At 42.7% G+C, this 18,233-nt stretch carries 11 protein-coding genes; 8 read left to right on the top strand and 3 right to left on the bottom strand.

Features of this window, described 5'->3' with window-relative positions:
- Positions 1-93 precede the first annotated feature (93 nt).
- Positions 94-753, bottom strand: a complete 660-nt coding sequence (locus GXP67_RS26805; protein ID WP_162445970.1) for an NAD-dependent epimerase/dehydratase family protein — start codon at positions 751-753, stop codon at positions 94-96.
- 550 nt (positions 754-1,303) lie between these two features.
- Here GXP67_RS26805 and GXP67_RS26800 point away from each other — a divergent pair.
- The gene (locus GXP67_RS26800) at positions 1,304-2,386 is read left to right on the top strand and encodes an acyltransferase family protein (RefSeq protein ID WP_162445969.1); all 1,083 of its coding nucleotides are present in this window, start codon (positions 1,304-1,306) and stop codon (positions 2,384-2,386) included.
- A gap of 138 nt (positions 2,387-2,524) precedes the next feature.
- Here GXP67_RS26800 and GXP67_RS26795 read toward each other — a convergent pair whose 3' ends face one another.
- Positions 2,525-3,397 (bottom strand): pirin family protein, encoded by an 873-nt coding sequence (locus GXP67_RS26795; protein ID WP_162445968.1) that lies wholly within the window; start codon positions 3,395-3,397, stop codon positions 2,525-2,527.
- Positions 3,398-3,441: 44 nt separating this feature from the next.
- Positions 3,442-3,873, bottom strand: coding sequence for a DoxX family protein (locus GXP67_RS26790; protein WP_162445967.1), 432 nt, complete (start codon positions 3,871-3,873; stop codon positions 3,442-3,444).
- A 129-nt stretch (positions 3,874-4,002) separates the two neighbouring features.
- On the opposite strand from GXP67_RS26790, the gene GXP67_RS26785 reads away from it, so the two are divergent.
- The 7 genes from GXP67_RS26785 to GXP67_RS26755 all read left to right on the top strand — a co-directional run bounded on the left by GXP67_RS26785 (position 4,003) and on the right by GXP67_RS26755 (position 18,233).
- Positions 4,003-4,356, top strand: a complete 354-nt coding sequence (locus tag GXP67_RS26785; RefSeq protein WP_162445966.1) for a winged helix-turn-helix transcriptional regulator — start codon at positions 4,003-4,005, stop codon at positions 4,354-4,356.
- 286 nt (positions 4,357-4,642) lie between these two features.
- Positions 4,643-4,981, top strand: a complete 339-nt coding sequence (locus tag GXP67_RS26780; RefSeq protein WP_162445965.1) for a PadR family transcriptional regulator — start codon at positions 4,643-4,645, stop codon at positions 4,979-4,981.
- Complete coding sequence (locus GXP67_RS26775) at positions 4,978-7,686, top strand: ABC transporter permease (RefSeq protein WP_232064623.1); 2,709 nt, start codon at positions 4,978-4,980, stop codon at positions 7,684-7,686. The genes GXP67_RS26780 and GXP67_RS26775 overlap by 4 nt, the downstream gene beginning before the upstream one ends.
- Positions 7,687-7,690: 4 nt before the next feature.
- Positions 7,691-10,303: an ABC transporter permease gene (locus tag GXP67_RS26770; RefSeq protein ID WP_162445964.1), complete on the top strand. Its 2,613-nt coding sequence runs from the start codon at positions 7,691-7,693 to the stop codon at positions 10,301-10,303.
- Between the two features lie 3 nt (positions 10,304-10,306).
- On the top strand, positions 10,307-12,949 hold the full coding sequence (locus tag GXP67_RS26765) for an ABC transporter permease (protein ID WP_162445963.1): 2,643 nt from the start codon (positions 10,307-10,309) through the stop codon (positions 12,947-12,949).
- 2 nt (positions 12,950-12,951) lie between these two features.
- Entirely contained in the window at positions 12,952-15,567 is a 2,616-nt protein-coding gene (locus GXP67_RS26760; protein WP_232064622.1) for an ABC transporter permease, read from the top strand.
- Between the two features lie 8 nt (positions 15,568-15,575).
- Positions 15,576-18,233, top strand: coding sequence for an ABC transporter permease (locus GXP67_RS26755; RefSeq protein ID WP_232064616.1), 2,658 nt, complete (start codon positions 15,576-15,578; stop codon positions 18,231-18,233).

Here is an 18,233-nt window from a genome sequence, read left to right as displayed (position 1 = left end):
TCATACTTGTGTTTGTATTTATGCATGTTATCGTTGAAAGTTTTTTAGCGAGATTTACCTTCGCTTATTGTACTAACTGGTTTTCAATCCGAGTCAGGATTTTGCCAGCTCAACAATATCTTTTACTTCAAGAATTTGTTTCGTATACCCTTTGCTGGCGGCCTTGATCATCGCCTGCCCTACTTCCTGCAAGGTGCAAAAGCCTGCCGGATACAGTGCCCGTCCTACCGGATAAAGCCAGGCAAGGAGAGTATAATAGCTCTTTATATTTTTTTGCCCGGGAGTAGCTTTCATAAAACCAGGACGGAACATATAGGCACGCTTGATCAGTTTCATCAAGGCATTTTCGGTGGCGCCTTTTACACGTGCCCAGGCCAGAGATCCATTCCCGCTGCTGTCGGTACCAGCACCTGTAACGTAGCAAAAAGTTATGTCCGGGTTGAGCCTGGCCAATACCTGCGCTACATTCAGCGTAAGATCATAGGTAATGTGCTTGTATTCCTCTTTACTGATGCCAACCGAGGAAACGCCCAGGCAGAAAAAACAAGCATTGTAACCACTCAGTTGCGGCTCAATGGGCGAAAGATTAAAAAAATCAGCATGGATCATTTCTTTCAGTTTGGGATGTGTTCTGCCTCCCGGTTTCCGGTTAATAACCAGCACCTGTTCTACTTCCGGGTTTTGCAGGCACTCCAGCAATACACCTTCCCCAACCATACCTGTTGCTCCGGTGATAATAGCTTTAATTTTCATTGAATATAGGTTTAAATGAGTTCAGAGTTAAATTATCAATAGAATGTTAAAAATGACTTTGGCGGATTTTATTCCCTCCTCTTGTTTTATTCACATAATTGTTTTCAAAGTAGTTCATGAACCTAGTTCTTAAGTTCGTATGCCTAAAAGACGGCAAAAACGAGTGCTTTGAGCCATCCTATAGGAAAGTAACAAAAAACGTATGAAGCAAGAGCCGAAACAGGCGAACAAAACCGGCCACATTGCTGCGGCACTTTCCACCGCACCATTTCTAATTTTATATTTGTCTCTCTTAGGAATCAAAGTCATAAAGACTGTAAATGACAGATCGTTATACCGGCTTGTTTTTTTTAGTTAGTAATATGTATACTTTTGTGGTGTAAGATTATTATTCAGCTACGCTGAATTTTTGGTAGTACCCCATTATTGATACGCTTCATCTTTTATAACTTGATTTAATACCATTTTCTTTACCACAGTTTAAGAAATTAAACAATCAAGTAAATTAAGTATATGAAATTTTCTACTCTCAAACCACTTAAATCGTCGTATGCAAAACACCATTGGCCAACTTGATAAGAGCCGGAACAATAATTTTGACCTGATTCGTTTCGTTGCCGCTTCGTTAGTTGTATTTTCACATTCATTCCTGATTTATAAAGCCTCTAAAGAAGAAGTATTTAGAAAAGCTGTTGGTTTTATGAGTTTAGGTTCCTTATCAGTTTATGTATTTTTTCTTATTAGTGGATATCTGATTACTAAAAGTCTAATTCGTCAGGATAGTCTGGGGCGCTTTATCTGGGCTCGTGCGCTTAGAATTTTTCCTGCACTTGGGATTGCAGTCATATTCTGTGTATTTGTGATAGGCCCATTATGTACGAACTTACCATTAACCGACTATTTTTCACAATCCAGTACATATGATTTTTTATGGAGGAATGTAACGCTCCTAAACCCATTGCCTTTTTTGCCCGGTGTTTTTGAACAAAACCCTTACCCTAGGTTTGTAAATAGCCCGCTTTGGACACTGCGTGCCGAACTACTTATGTATCTTGTGGTATTTTTTGGCGGGGTATTATTACTGGTTTTCAAAAAGGACTATACCAGGTTGCGGAAGTCTGCTTTCCTGATCATTGGCGTTATTGCTTACCTGATAGGAATGCAGCTAAATGAATATTATTTGTTTTATTATGCACCACCCTGGATTCTGTTTTTTGTGGTTGGTGCGGTATGTTATTTCCTGCGAGACAAAATAAAAATAAGTATTAAGTATGCACTGCTCATGTGGGTTATTATAGCTGCTTGTATTTTCTTTAAGATTCCCGGTTATAAGTATACGCTGTTAATGGGAATTCCCTACACGGTGTTTGTTTTGGCATATCATCCCAGGCTATTGATCAAGAACTTTAGCAAGTACGGAGACTTTTCTTATGGCATTTATATTTATGCTTTTCCCATTCAACAAGCATTGGTTATAAAAGTACCTGGCTTAAATATTTATACTAACTTTGCTATTTCATATATTCTTGTGTTTATACTGGCTGTTCTCTCCTGGCACTTTATAGAAAAAAGAGCTTTACAGCTAAAAAATATGAACTGGAATATGAGGTCTTCAGTATTAGCCAAAAATTAAAGCCTGATCGTAAATAGCAAGGCCCGGACAATAGGGTATACTAACTGATCTGTACATTGCAAAACCAAAAAGCCTCTGATCAATGTCAGAGGCTTTTTGGTTAATGTGAGTAATAAATAGTACCCCCTATGCTATCAGTTACCAGTTGTATTGCTGGCTTTCTGCTACTTCCGAAATATGCCCCATTTTACCATGCCTGAATTCCTGATACAATCTTCTAATATCATCTGTGGAATCGCCTATAAACGGACCGTGAGATACAATGGGAACACCCTGAGGTTCGGCTGCATACAAGACAAACCTCGCTCCATTTTCTTCTGCCTTCAACAAGAGTTCAATTTGATCTGAATCTGCAATCTTATCTAACCAGCCCACCTGTCCTTGTTTTAATAATTTTTGCTCCTCTCCCACCTTCACACTTCCTTCCAGCACATATAAAAAACTAGTATAAGAGCCAGGGAGATTCTTTTTAATAGAAACCTCTGCCTGCAGGGTAATATCCGCAATAATGAGGGGAACATAATTTTTAACAGGAGAAGTTAAACCGGCAAATGTACCACTGTATACTTTGATCGCAACCCCTTTTTCCGATAGAACCGGCACCTGTTCCAGGGACAGATTCTGTATCCGTGGGGCAGCCCACCTGTCTTTTTTAGGAAGAGTAAGCCATAACTGTAACAGCCGCATTTTGACTTTTCTATCTATCGTTTCGGTATGAACAACACCCCTTCCGGCCGTCATGAGTTGAAAGTCGCCCCCATTCATTTTGTGCGCCGAATCTCCTATTTCTCCTTCAAGTAATAACGATACCGTTTCAAACCCGGCATGTGGATGAGGACCGCCCACCGGCTCATCATCTTGTTTATCCAGCATATCATCCATTAAGAGAATGAATGGATCACTTTCTGAAAATTCTACCCCGATGACAGCCCGGGCAATATGGTCAGATCCGAGAAAGCCCTGCTGATTCCGTGGTGTTCCTATATGGTTTATTTTTCTGCTTATTGACATAAAATTCCTCCTGTGTTACGTTCTATGTTCTTTAAATACGCTTACTATTTCAGGCTACTTACAACATTGGCATCCATTGGGGCCCTTGTTAGTCTTCCCCAGGCAACAAAAGCCGCCAGTAAAGCCAGGCCTAGATTAATCCCGATTGCGGCAAATTCTCCTTTTGAGATATGATATCCAACAGCCATGAGCATGATCAATAAAATTCCTATCGCTGCATAAGGCGTAAGAATAAGCTTAATCCTGAGAATACCCGGAAGCAATAAACCTATTCCACCCAATAGCTCTGTAATCCCGATAAACCGGATCAGTGCCAGGGGAAACTCATTTGCCATTGGCAACCGGATGGCTAATTCCTGTATAGATTGAGTGGCTTTGGGGAAACCTGCAAAAATGAACATGGCTGCCAATATGATCTGCGCTGCCCATAAACTAATGTTCAAAGGTTTGGATGTATACTTTACTGTTGTTTCCATAATTAATTCTCTTTTAGTTCTTTGTTGATACAAATTTAAGTATATTTGCTTACTTAAATATAGTACTATCATAAAGTATAGCGCTATACTTTATAATAGTACATGTGTATCAACAACTTACCTATTAAGATGGAACCAACCGACATTGTTCACTCCGAATGTTTGAATATTCTGCGCCCGGTAAGAGATGCGCTCGATGTACTGAATGGCAAATGGAAATTACCTATTATTGTTGCTCTCACTTTTGGAGAGAAACGTTTTGGAGAAATAGCCAGAGAAGTGCAGGGAATTACAGACCGGATGTTGTCGAAAGAATTACGGGATCTGGAGGTGAATGGGCTCGTCAAACGGACGATTCATGACACCTACCCGGTTAAGGTTACCTATGAACTAACACCTCATAGTAAAACGCTTGGAGAAGTAATTGAATCCTTGCGGAAGTGGGGCATGTTACACCGGCAAAATATTATGCAACATTCCTGAATCAGGTAACAAATAAGCGTTTAAAGCTCTCCTTTTTTAATAGCCATCCTATACAGATTTCCTTATATTGGTCGCTATAGGGTGGCTATCATCTGTTTATTTAACAGACTTCTTCATCTATTTCCCCTCTCATGCTGCCATGCACTAAACCGGACACTTACTGTTCGTAGGCATAACAGAATTTACACTATTCTATGCTTAATTCTCTCATAATTATCTGAATATGAGTAATTTATAAAATCGGCTTGGTATTTGTACGACAAAATATAGACTAATACCAAAGACGATGAAAAGAACCTATTTGGGAGAATTTGAAGAAATGGTTTTACTAATGGTTGCCATCCTGGATGGGGAGGCATATGGTGTTACCGTAAGTCAGGAACTGGAGCAGCAAACTGGCAGGCAAGTTACTTTTGGCACGGTACACAATACGCTGATTCGCTTAGAGGAGAAAGGCTTTGTAAAATCTCAATTAGGAGGTGCTACTGCCGAACGGGGAGGAAGACGAAAGCGACTGTTTACACTTACACCAGCAGGCAGCCGGGCCATACAAGACATTCAGGAATTACGCACCCAACTCTGGCAACTGGTTCCGCCCCATAGCATTAAACTGGCTGGGCTATGACATCACCTAACAATGCCTTACCTCAGCCACCCCGTTGGGCAGTATGGTTGCTCAGGCGACTGCACCCCACTGAAACCATAGAAGAAGTGGAAGGGGACTTAGATGAATTGTATATGATCTGGCTTCAGCAAGCAGGAAAGCGGCAAGCGAACAGGCACTATATCTTATCTGTGCTTTCGGTGCTGCCGCCTTTTGTAAAATACCGGAAACAAAAAAAAGAATTTCACTCACCTTACTCTTCAGCGCCTGATATGATCCGTAATTATTTCATTATCACTATCCGAACCCTCACAAGAAACAAACTATACACTAGCCTTAATGTAGCTGGCCTGGCCTTTGGTATCACTTGTTTTTTGTTGATCGGGCTTTATCTGTTCGACGAACTCACATTTGATCAGCAGCACACACATGCCAGCCGGATCTACCGGGTAGTAGAGCATAAAAATGTAAAAGGCGAGCAAACCACTATTGCCGCCGGAAGCTACAAACTGGCGGAAGAAACCAGGAAAATGATTCCCGAAGTAGAAAATACAACCCGGTTCCAGCGGATCGGGCGGGCCAATCTGATCGATCCCAAAAATCCGGTTCCTTTTCAGGAAACAGTTACGGTTGCCGATGAGAATTTTTTGCAGATTTTTGATTTCCCCCTGATTGCAGGGGATAAACAGACTGCCTTACAAGCGCCGAATTCAATCATTATTAATGAAGATTTAGCCATGCGGCTGTTTAATCAGACACAGGTGTTAGGCAAGACATTAGAGTTTAGCTTCATGGAAGCGCCTTTAAAAATTACTGGAATTTTGAAAAATCATCCCAGCAATTCGAGTTTCAGTTTCAATTCACTGGTTTCTGAAGCTTCTTTCCGGAATTTCGATTATTTTAAGCAGACAATGGAAAGCGACTGGTCATCAACAGATTTTTCAGTCTATTTTTTATTAAAGCCTCAGTCAAATCCGGAATCCGTTTCAACGAAAATAACAAAGCTGATCCACGCTAATCTTAAACCGGAAGCAGGTACAACACTCTCCTATAGCTTGCAGCCATTAACAGATTTACACTTGAATTCTGAAAATATAGTGGATGGTGCCCGCAATACAAATGTGGAAGCTATTGTGCAGGGAAGCATGGTATATATCAACATTTTTTCCTTTATCGCCTTTTTTGTAATAATTATTGCCGGCATCAATTACATGAATTTAGCTACGGCAAGGGCTGCTAACCGTTCCAAAGAAATTGGGGTACGCAAGTCGGTCGGTGCAGCGAGAGCTAATTTGGTGTATCAGTTTTTATTCGAAGCCCTCCTGGTTACCAGTCTTGCTTTTGTGGTGGCCATTATTTTTGTAAATCTTGTGTTGCCTTCCTTCAATGAATTCACAAACAAGCAACTCTCCTTAGGCTTCGGAACCAGTTACCAGATATGGCTGATGGCCATAGGAGTTACTATTGTGATTGGCTTATTATCAGGCAGCTATCCTGCTTTTCTGTTATCTGGTTTCAGGCCTACGTTGCTATTGAAGGGTATGAAAATCAATTCCGGGGGTAGCCTGAACCTGAGAAAAAGCCTGGTTATTTTTCAGTTTACCATCGCTATTGTGCTCATCATTGGTACCATCGTTCTCTACCGGCAGGTACAGTTTATGAACACAACTGATCTGGGATTCAATAAAGACCTCTTGGTAGTCATTGATGTAAATACGGGAAAGGCAAGAAGTAGCTTTGAGGCGATCAAAGAAGGAATGAGCAAAATACCCTCGGTAAAAAATGTTTCTGTTACCTCCAGAGTACCGGGCGAATGGAAAACACTCCGGACTGTTAAAATCAACACACAGGGTAACCGGATTGAACCAAAGGATGCCTATCTCTTTGGTGCTGACAAAGATTTTTTACAAACTTTCGAAGTAGAACTGATAAAAGGTAGGAATTTTAATACTCCAACTGATTCTACGGCTGTGCTGTTAAATGAAACAGCAGCTAAATTATTAAACATTACTGAGCCCTCTGACCAGCTGGTGGAGATTCCGGCTATGTCAAGGGGAGACGGATTTCAACCCCTTGCTATCCCTTTTAAAGCCAGGGTGATCGGAATTGTCAAAGACTTTCATTTTCAGTCGTTAAAAAATAAAATAGAGCCTTTAGTACTGGCCTACAATAATAATCCTATCCATGTTATCGATTATTACACAGCCAGGATTGATGCTAATAATATACCGGCAACCTTGGAAAAGCTAAAAGCAGTGATGGTAGAGGCCGATAAAGAGGAACCATTTGAATACCATTTTCTGGATGAACAATTGGCCTTATTTTATATGGAAGACTACCGCCGGCAAACGCTGTTGGTTTGGGTAGCCCTTGCCACTATTTTCATTGCCTGCCTGGGTCTTTTCGGCCTGGCTACTTACTCGGCTGAGCAGCGGGTGAAAGAAATCGGCATACGAAAAGTATTAGGCGCTACCGTATTCAATCTTACCTCCCTGCTCTCCAAAGATTTTTTAAAACTGGTATTAATTGCCAATGCAATTGCTTTCCCGATCGCCTGGTGGGCGATTAATCAATGGCTCGAGGACTATGCCTACCACATAGACCTGGACTGGTGGATTTTTGCACTGGCAGGTTGCCTGGCCCTATTGATTGCGATCCTGACTGTTAGCTGGCAGGCCATTAAAGCGGCTTTAGCTAATCCTGTAAAATCCTTGCGCAACGAATAAACCTATGAACCCTCTACCTCCTCCATCAAAATGGGCAACAAGGCTGCTTCGCCTATTGCATCCGGCAGAAACACTGGAAGAGGTAGAGGGAGACTTAGCTGAATTATATACTTATTGGTACCAACAGCAAGGGAAACGCAAAGCAAAATTTCGCTATCTGCTGGCTGTGCTTTCGGTACTTCCGCCTTTGGTACAAAGGCGTAAACAAAAACAGGCTTACTCATCACCCTTACTCCTACAACCTGATATGCTGCTCAACTATCTTACTACCCTCTTCCGCCACCTGAACCGGCAAAGGTTATTTTCTTTTATCAATATTTCCGGACTAGCCATCAGTCTGGTATGCTTTACGGTGATTCTCCTGTTTGTGAATCATGAGCTCAGGTATGACCGGTTTCACCATCAGCCAGAGTTGATCTACCGGGTAGTAAAGGATTTTGTTAATAATGATGGCAGCAGCGTTCCGGATGCGACAACCCCACCGGCACTGGCTCCGGCTTTAGAGAAAGATATGCCCCAGATTGCTTATGCCACCCGTTTTTTTCCTAACCGGGAGCGAATCTTTTTACTGGAGTATGGAGAGAAACGTTTCTATGAACTGAACCTGATCCGGGTAGACAGCAATTTTTTTAATGTTTTTGACTTTCCGTTTGTAGAAGGCAATAAGCAACAAGCATTCAATGGAGTTCATTCTATTGTTTTAACCCAAAGTGCGGCAAAAAAATATTTTGGAGATGAAAACCCAATCGGAAAAACCATCCGTATCAATGTCGACAACGGAACCGATTTTCAGGTATCGGCTATTTTAGAAGATGTACCGCAAACCTCGCATTTTACCTTCGATTTTTTAATTCCCTTTCAAAACGTAAGTGACTTTAAGACAAACTGGCAACGGTATAGCTTTTATACCTACGTCCGCCTGAAACCTCAGGCAGATGCAGCCGCTTTTCAAGCACAATTACAACCGCTTTTTAAGAAATACCAACCAGAAAGCCTTAATCAGTTCTACACGCAAGCCATTACTGACATTCATCTCAGGTCTGAGCTGAAATGGGAATTAGGTGCCAATGGTGACATAACCTATGTCCATATTCTCAGTACAATTGCTGTCTTAGTCATTTTTATTGCCGGTATCAATTATGTTAATCTGGTAACGGCTCAGGCAGCCAAACGGGCCAAAGAAGTAGGCATCCGGAAAGTAGTTGGCGCCTCAAAACTGGTATTAGTAAAGCAGTTTATGGCCGAATCTGTGTTCACGATCAGTATTGCTTTTGGTTTATCCTTGCTTGGCACAGGATTATTTCTCCCCTTTACGGAAAAAATATTTGGCACCCAGCTTTCCTTGTTTGAAGCGAACCAACAACTCATATGGCCTATTCTTATAGTTGTAGTCATCAGCATTGGACTCATTGCCGGACTGTATCCGGCGCTATATCTGTCTGCCTTTGAGCCGATAAAAGTGCTGAAAGGTAGTTTTTTTGGTTCGTCGCAGGGAATAGGATTGAGAAAAACCTTAGTTGTATTTCAATTCGTAATCTCTACTACACTCATTACAGGCTCTATTGTCATTTTTGAGCAGGTAGCCTATATCCAGCAGAAAAAAGTAGGATTTGCCCAGGAAAACATCTTGCTGCTGCCTAACATCAGGGGTGCCGGTGATCCGCAGGCGATGCTCAACGAATTTAAAACCATACCAGGTATAGCCGGAGTGGCCAGGGCAGATGGAATAATAGGCAGTCAGAACGAAGTGAATGGGATCAGTGACAATCAACAACAAGTACATATCAGCCTCAATTTTTTCAGAACTGATCAAGCTTTTCTCCCTACCATGGGAATAGAACTGGTAGAAGGACGGAATTTCTCCAGGGCTTTTGCAACAGATACTACAGCCATTATTCTCAATGAAACAGCCGTCAAACAACTAGGCTTAGCCCCGCCCTATGTTGGGCAGCAAATCAGGTGGGATGATACCCAGGACCAGACACAGGCGCTAACCATAGTGGGCATTGTAAAAGACTTTCATTTTACCTCTTTTCACCAGACCATCAAGCCATTTGGGTTCATATGGGAAGAAGGCAACGGAAGCACATTTTACCTCAAAACGCATGGGAAAAACCTGCCTCAAACGCTTTCTTCTGTTGAGCAGATCTGGCAGAAACACATGCCCAATAAACCCTTCGAATATGTCTTTCAGGATGAAAAACTTGCCAGACTGCATGCACTGGAATTTAGGTTTTATTATTTATTCTCGAATCTGACTACCCTGGCCATTATTATTTCTTGTTTAGGTTTATTTGGATTAACCACCTTCCTGGCAGAAGCAAAAACCAAGGAAATGGGTATCCGAAAGGTACTGGGGGCATCGGTCGGGAATATCACCCTGCTGTTGTCTAAAGACTTTTTCAAACTTATCGTGCTCGCCTTTGCTATAGCTCTTCCCATTTCCTGGTACATGATGCATCAGTGGCTGGAAAATTTTGCTTACCGGGTTACTATAGGAATAGAAGTGTTTCTGATCGCCGGAATGATTACCCTGCTTATCGCTTTTCTCACGGTGAGTTTCCGGGCAATCAAAGCAGCTTTGATGAATCCGGTAAAATCTTTACGAAGCGAATAAATTATGAAACCTATATCTCCTCCACCGGCCTGGCTAACAAAGCTACTCCAAAGGTTGCACCCTTCTGATTCGCTGGAAGAAGTGGAAGGAGATTTAGAAGAATTATATGCTTACTGGTATAACCAGTATGGCAAACCTAAAGCTGATGTTCGCTATTTACTGGCAGTGTTGTCGGTATTACCACCTTTTGTTCGGCAACGCTCTAAAAAACATTCACAACCACTATACCTGACCTTTTCTATGATACACTATTATATAAAACATATCCGGCGTGGTCTGGCCAGAAACAAAACCTACGCCTTATTAAACATGGTGGGATTAACGGCTGGCCTGGTTTGCTTTTCTTTGATTGCCCTGTGGGTAAGCGATGAACTCAGTTATGACCGATTTAATAAGAATTATGACCGAATCTTCCGGCTGACTGCCCTGGCAAAAACAGAATCTGGTGTTATCAAATTTGCTGTATCCAGTGCGCCTATGGCCAAAGCACTCAAGGAAGATTATGCGGAAGTGGAAAATACCGTCCGGCTTGATTTGCGGGAAGAAATAATAACTCATCAAGGGGAGCAGGTACTGGAAAAAGGCATTTTGCTGGCCGATCCTTCTTTCTTTGATGTGTTCACTTATCAACTCACCAGAGGAGATGTAGCTACTGCCTTACATGAACCCTATTCCATCATTCTCACGGAATCTGCTGCAAAAAAATACTTTGGCGACAGTGACCCCATCGGCCAGACACTTCTGCTCAATATGTATGATACCGGCTATGGCGCATCCTATAAAATTACCGGCGTTATGGCCGATCCTCCGTATAATGCCCATTTTACCTTTACCATGATTGTTTCTTTCAAAACAGTTGAGGTAGCCAAACCGGATGTGTTAACAGTAGATGGCTGGGGTGATGGCAGCTATTATACCTATGTATTAGTAAAAGAAGGGGTGGATTATAAAGCATTTTCTGATAAAATAGCCCAGTTCTACGGAAAATATGTAGGCGAACGGTTTGCTCAATGGCGGGAAATCTATTTTTATCAACTGCAGCCACTCAGCGATATTTATCTCAGGTCGCATTTACAATATGAACTAGCCGCTACCGGCAATGAAATGCATGTCTATATTTTTTCTACCATTGGCATCTTTATCTTACTACTGGCCGGGATTAATTATATGAACCTGGCTACGGCGCAGGCAGTAAGTAAAGCCAAAGAAACAGGCATTAAAAAGGTAGTGGGCGCTTTCAGGCATCAGTTAATGATTCAATACCTGCTGGAATCTATCCTACTTGCCATGGCCGCTCTGATGCTTGCCTTCGTCCTGTGTTACCTGTTGCAGCCGTTATTTTTTCAGATCACCGGCAAAAATCTATCATTGTTCACATCTCCTATGCTGGTAGTTTTTCTGATAGGTATAAGCCTATTGCTAGGCATGGTATCAGGTATCTATCCGGCCTTCATTATTTCTGGTTTCAAACCCATTGTTGTGTTAAAGGGAAATTTTAAATCAGCAACTCAAGGAATAGTGTTGCGGAAGTTGCTGGTCGTTTCACAATTTGTCATTACCATTCTGCTTATAAGCAGCATCATTATTATTGACTCGCAGCTAACCTATATTAAAAACAAAGACCTGGGATATAACAAAGATGCCTTGCTTTTTTTACGGGTGCATGGCAATGCAGATGTAGTGCGCCGGTACGCTGCATTTGCCACTGAATTAGAAACAAATCCGATTATTTCAGGAGCCACAGTTTCCAATACCTTACTGGGCAGTTTGCCCTCCGGCGAATCAGAAACCGTAGATGCAGCAGGAAACAAAGTGCAGGTAAATACTGCCCGGATGGCCGTAGATTCTAATTTTATAAAGGTGTATGGCCTACACTTGCTGGCAGGACGGAATTTTGATAAGGTGTCACCGGCAACTAAGGTTCTTCCGGTTATTGTAAATGAATCGGCCATACAAAGATTGGGGTGGAAAGATGCCAGTTCAGCCATTGGAAAGCCTTTCAATATTGGAAATCAGCAAGGCAGCATCATCGGTGTAGTAAAAGACTTCCATTTCAGCCGCCTGCAACACCTGATCGAACCACTGGCCATGTATCCTTCAGATGGCTACTTTTCAAGAATTACCCTCCGGACCAATGTTTCGCAACCTGCTGCTGTAACTGCCTGGCTGGAGAAAACCTGGAAGAAACATTTTCCTGGCGTTCTGCTGGATTATATTTTTTCAGATAGCGCTATTGAAGCACAATACCGGGCGGAAGAACGGTTTGCTAGGATATTTTTATACTTTTCTGTGTTATCCCTGGTCATTGCCTGCCTGGGCTTATATGGCCTGATTGCCTATACTACTTCGCAAAAAACAAAAGAGATTGGCATCCGAAAAGTACTGGGCGCTACAGCCACTGGCATTGCAGGGACGCTAACCAAAGATTTTCTCAAACTGGTTGTACTCGCCTTCCTGATTGCCACACCGCTTGCCTGGTTCCTGATGAGCCGATGGCTGGAAGATTTTGCCTATCGGATTTCTATATCCCCCTGGATGTTTGCCTCCGCAGGTCTAGCCGTTATCCTGATTGCCCTACTCACCATCAGCTATCAAACGATCAAAGCAGCACTAGCCAATCCGGTCAGTTCCTTACGCAGCGAATAAGTATGAAAACAAACCCTCCTTACTGGATTAACTGGCTGCTCCGGTGGCTGCACCCATCTGAGACCATAGAAGAAGTCGAAGGCGACTTGGAAGAGATGTATTCCTACTGGCATCAGCAATCCGGTAAGAGGCGGGCAGATGCACGCTATATACTGGCTGTATGCTCAGTGCTTCCTCCATTTGTTCGTCAGCGTAAACCAAAACATTCCTATACACAAACCTCATTCCTCCATCCTGATATGATCCGCAATTACATTATTATCGCTTTTCGCTACCTGATCAAGAACAAAGGCTATTCATTCCTCAATATCGGCGGTCTTGCTATTGGTATGGCTGTATCCATGCTCATTGGCCTTTGGGTCTGGAATGAAGTATCCTATAACAAAACCCACAATAACTATAACCGGGTTGCCCAGCTCTGGCAGTTTGTTACTTTCGAAACAGAAAAAGTGTCTTACAATTCATTGCCTATCCCATTGGCAGAAGAACTCAGGCGCAACTATCCAGATTTTGAGTCGGTCAGTTTGTCTACCTATACCAGAGAAACCATACTGGCGAACGGAGATAAAAAATTTTCAAAAACCGGCCAGTATGTAGAGCCGGATTTTATAGATATAATGTCTGTGAAAATAGTGGCTGGTTCGGCTAATGGCCTGAAAGAGCTGAATAGCATTTTGCTTTCCCAATCTCTGGCAATCACACTTTTCGGCGACGAATCGCCTGTGAATAAATTACTCACCCTGAATAATAAGGAAACTGTAAAAATTACTGCAGTGTATGAGGATTTTCCCAGCAACAGTTCTTTTAATGAAGTATTCTTTCTGGCTCCCTGGCCACTGTTTGTATCCCTTAATCCAAATGCAAAAAATGCTGTGCAGGAATGGGATGAAAATTCTTACCAGATTTTTGTAAAGCTTACTGATCAGGCCCAAGCACGTGATGTTTCTGCCAAAATTAAGGACATCCGCATGAAACGGGAAAATCCGCCTCCCTACAAGCCTGAATTTTTTCTGCATCCCATGCCCAAATGGCATTTGTATGGCGACTTTCAGAATGGTATAAACACCGGAGGGCTGATCTACTTTGTAAAGTTATTTGGCATGGTGGGTATCGCTGTATTACTGCTGGCTTGCATTAATTTTATGAACCTTTCTACCGCCCGCTCCGCCAAACGGGCCAAAGAAGTAGGCATCCGGAAAACCCTGGGTTCGGTACGGAGGCAACTGGTATTACAATTCCTGAGTGAATCCTTCCTGATGGTAGCACTGGCGTTCATTATTTCTGTGGGTTTCGTATTGCTCTCCCTTCCATTTTTCAATGAGATTGCCGGGACAAGCATACGCTTCTTATGGTTAAATCCGCTATTCTGGATAATTTGCCTGGGTTTCTGTTTGCTCACCAGCCTGGTTTCCGGCAGTTATCCAGCTTTATATTTGTCGTCTTTCCAACCTTTAAAAGTATTAAAAGGCACATTTAAGGCTGGCCGTCTGGCAGCTACACCCCGCAAAGCATTGGTTATTTTTCAGTTCACAGTTTCCATTGCACTGGTGATTGGTATTATTACCGTTTACCGCCAGATCCAGTATGCCAAAGACCGGCCTACCGGGTACAGCCAGAATGGTTTGATTGAAGTAATCATGAACACACCGGAGCTATATACGCATCATGCTTCAATAAAAAACGATTTGCTCAGCAGTGGAGCAGTAGCTGATTTTTCCCAATCTTCCGGCTCGGTAACCGATGACTACGGTGGGGTTACCAATGTATACTGGCCTGGAAAATCGCCCGAAATGCACCCTTTGTTGATGGCCAACCGCATTTCCCATGAGTATGGCAGAACGATAGGTTGGCAAGTGGTGAATGGACGGGATTTCTCTGCACAATATGCCACTGATTCCTCGGCCGTAGTGCTAAACCAGGCAGCACTCAAATTAATGGGTTTGAAAGAGCCAGTTGGCACTTCTATCAGGTTCAATAATAAAGATTACCAGATTATTGGCATTGTGGAGAATATGATAAAAAGTAATCCATTTGAGCCGGTTGCTCCTTCTTTTTTTATTATCAACGATGGATCAGCAGTGAATATGATCAATATCCGGCTGGCTCCGCAACTAAGTATACGGGAAGCTTTGCGCAAAGTGGAAAGGGTGTTTGCCAGATACAATCCATCTGTTCCATTCGATTTCAAATTTGTGGATGAGATCTATGCCCGCAAATTCAGCCATGAGGAACGCATTGGAAAACTGTCAGGCTTTTTTGCCATACTTGCCGTGTTTATTTCCTGCTTAGGCCTGTTTGGGCTGGCTGCCTATGTGGCTGAACAACGCACCAAAGAAATTGGCATCCGCAAGGTGCTGGGGGCTACTGTGGCTCAACTATGGATGATGCTTTCCAAAGACTTTTTGTTGCTGGTACTAGTCAGTTGCATGATTGCTTCACCCCTGGCTTTTTACTTTTTGAATGACTGGCTGCAAAATTATACCTACCGCATCCAGATGGGTGCAGATGTATTTATTCTGGCACTAGGTATAGCAATAGTACTTACCCTGCTCACAGTAAGTTTTCAGGCAATTAAAGCAGCCTTAATGAACCCGGTGAAATCTCTTAGAAACGAATAGAATAACACATGAATGTTCATCCCCCTTACTGGGCAATAAAGCTACTCAGGTGGCTTCATCCTCTGGAAACGATAGAAGAGGTAGAAGGCGATTTAGCTGAAATGTATACCTATTGGGTAGATCAATCTGGTAAAAAACAGGCGAATGTACGCTTTATCTTGAGTGTCCTTTCCCTGCTTCCTCCGTTTGTTCGTCAGCGGAAACAAAAGAAATCTTATACGCAACCTACTTTCCTTCATCTCCATATGATACGCAACTATATAACCATTGCCTTCCGCAACCTCATGCGGAAAAAAGCCTTCTCCGCTATTAATATTGCCGGCCTTTCTATTGGCCTGGCTGTTTTTCTGCTCATTGTTTTGTTTGTACAGGATGAACTGAGCTACGACCGCTACTCTGCCCATGCCGACAGAATGTACCGGGTATATATGAAAGGAAGAATCGGTGGGAATGATATTCAGAATGCTTTTGTTGGCAGGCCTGCCGGACAGGCACTTGTCAATGATTATCCTTTTGTGGAAAGTGCGACCCGGATTGATGAGAATGGAACCTATATTGTGAGTTATAAGGATAAAAAATTTAAAGAGGAACAAGTAGCTTTCGCGGATGCCAATTTTTTCGAAAATTTTTCTATTCCCCTGTTAAAAGGAAGTGCAAAAACGGTGCTTACCGAGCCAAATTCCGTTGTAATTACCCAAACCATTGCTAAAAAATACTTTGGCCTCGAAGATCCGGTTGGAAAAATGCTGAAGATGGGAAAAGATGGTCTATTTAAAGTAACCGGTGTTTGTGCCGATGTTCCCATGCAATCGCATTTTCACTATACCCTGTTTGCCTCCCTCATCACTATTGACCGCGATCCGAATGTAAAATGGCTGTCGAGTGGCGCCTATACCTATCTGCTATTGAAGGAAGGAACCAGGCCCGAAACTTTTGAAGCCAAAAACCAGGAAATTGTCGAAAAGTACCTGGGATCAGAGATACAGGAATTTATGGGAATCAGCCTGGAGGAGTTTGAGAGAACCGGCGGACAGCTTGGCTTTTTTCTGCAACCCATTACTGACATTCACCTGTATTCAGATATGGAAAATGAAATAGAAGCCAACAGCGATAGTAAGTACATATATATTTTTTCGGCCATTGCTTTGTTTATCCTTACCCTTGCCTGTGTTAATTTTATGAATCTCTCTACTGCCCAATCGGCAGAAAGGGCAAAAGAGGTGGGCATCCGGAAAGTGCTGGGTTCGGTAAAATCCCAATTGATCAGGCAATTTTTAACAGAATCAATACTGCTTACAGTAATAGCCTTGCTGGTTTCATTTGTATTAGTCATTCTTCTATTGCCAGGCTTTAATCAACTGGCGGGCAAAACGTTAAGTCTTTTCTCACTGGAATATACCTGGCTATTGGGTGGCAGCTTACTACTTTCATTGATAGTAGGCTTTCTGGCGGGGCTTTATCCGGCATTTTTCCTCTCGTCTTTTCAGCCGGTGAGTGTATTAAAAGGCAAACTATTAAAAGGATACAAAGGCAACTGGCTGCGAAGTTCTCTGGTCGTTTTTCAATTTGTCGTTTCCATCAGTTTACTGATTGGCACTTCGGTGGTGTACAGGCAATTACAATACATTCAGAATAAAAAACTAGGTTTTGATAAAGAGCAGGTGCTGATTGTGCAGGACACGTACCTGTTAGAAAAAAGCCAGGCTTTCAGGAATGAATTATTACAAGATCCTCAAATCACCCGGGCAAGCTTTGCCGGATACCTACCGGCTGGTGCCTCCAATAGCGCAACAGATGGTTTTCAACCGGAAGGCTCAATTAATCAAACTTCTACTTTCCGGATCAAAACCTATTACATAGATGAGGAATACTTACCAACTCTGGGTATTCAACTCAAGCAAGGCAGAAATTTCTCCAGAGAATTTGGCACAGATAAAGAGGCTGTACTGATTAACGAAGCAGCAGCCGCGCAATTTGGCTTCAAAAATCCTATTGGGCAACGCATCTCCGACCTGGGAGATGGCTCTCCGGGAAGCAAACGAACGCACACCATTATTGGCGTGGTGCAAAATTTCCACCATGAATCGCTGCGGCACCGGATTGCTCCCCTGGTGATGTATTATGATGCAGATATCTACCAGATTGCCTTGCGGGTACAAACCAATGATTTACCTGGTTTGATCAAATCAGTGGAACAAACCTGGAAAAAATACTCAGATATGCCCTTCACGTATTCCTTCCTGGATGATCGCTTTGACAATATGTATCAGGCTGAACAGAAGATCGGGCAGATTTTCGCCGTATTCGCCTGCCTGGCTATTGTAATTGCCTGCCTGGGATTATTTGGTTTGGTTGCTTTTGTTACCGCCCAACGCACCAAAGAAATTGGTATCCGGAAGGTATTGGGAGCAAGTATTCCCAGTATTGTATCACTTCTTTCCAAAGATTTTATAAAGCTCGTACTGATTGCTTTCGCTATTGCTACACCTCTTGCCTGGTATGCCATGCACCAATGGTTGCAGGATTTCGCTTACCAGGTAGATATTGGAATGAGTATAATGGCGATGGCAGGAATTATTGCCCTTCTGATCGCCTTACTCACGGTAAGTTTCCAGGCGATTAAAGCCGCCCTGGCTGATCCGGTTAGATCTTTACGCAGCGAATAA

The organism is Rhodocytophaga rosea, assembly GCF_010119975.1.
GTDB lineage: Bacteria > Bacteroidota > Bacteroidia > Cytophagales > 172606-1 > Rhodocytophaga > Rhodocytophaga rosea.
This window is presented reverse-complemented; position numbering and strand designations above follow the sequence as displayed.

Excerpts from the sequence above, each read along its gene's own strand:
- GXP67_RS26805 (WP_162445970.1), bottom strand. The coding sequence starts at position 753 with ATGAAAATTAAAGCTATTATCACCGGAGCAACAGGTATGGTTGGGGAA.
- GXP67_RS26755 (WP_232064616.1), top strand. The coding sequence starts at position 15,576 with ATGAATGTTCATCCCCCTTACTGGGCAATAAAGCTACTCAGGTGGCTT.
- GXP67_RS26780 (WP_162445965.1), top strand. The coding sequence starts at position 4,643 with ATGAAAAGAACCTATTTGGGAGAATTTGAAGAAATGGTTTTACTAATG.
- GXP67_RS26800 (WP_162445969.1), top strand. The coding sequence starts at position 1,304 with ATGCAAAACACCATTGGCCAACTTGATAAGAGCCGGAACAATAATTTT.
- GXP67_RS26760 (WP_232064622.1), top strand. The coding sequence starts at position 12,952 with ATGAAAACAAACCCTCCTTACTGGATTAACTGGCTGCTCCGGTGGCTG.
- GXP67_RS26795 (WP_162445968.1), bottom strand. The coding sequence starts at position 3,397 with ATGTCAATAAGCAGAAAAATAAACCATATAGGAACACCACGGAATCAG.
- GXP67_RS26790 (WP_162445967.1), bottom strand. The coding sequence starts at position 3,873 with ATGGAAACAACAGTAAAGTATACATCCAAACCTTTGAACATTAGTTTA.
- GXP67_RS26785 (WP_162445966.1), top strand. The coding sequence starts at position 4,003 with ATGGAACCAACCGACATTGTTCACTCCGAATGTTTGAATATTCTGCGC.
- GXP67_RS26775 (WP_232064623.1), top strand. The coding sequence starts at position 4,978 with ATGACATCACCTAACAATGCCTTACCTCAGCCACCCCGTTGGGCAGTA.
- GXP67_RS26765 (WP_162445963.1), top strand. The coding sequence starts at position 10,307 with ATGAAACCTATATCTCCTCCACCGGCCTGGCTAACAAAGCTACTCCAA.
- GXP67_RS26770 (WP_162445964.1), top strand. The coding sequence starts at position 7,691 with ATGAACCCTCTACCTCCTCCATCAAAATGGGCAACAAGGCTGCTTCGC.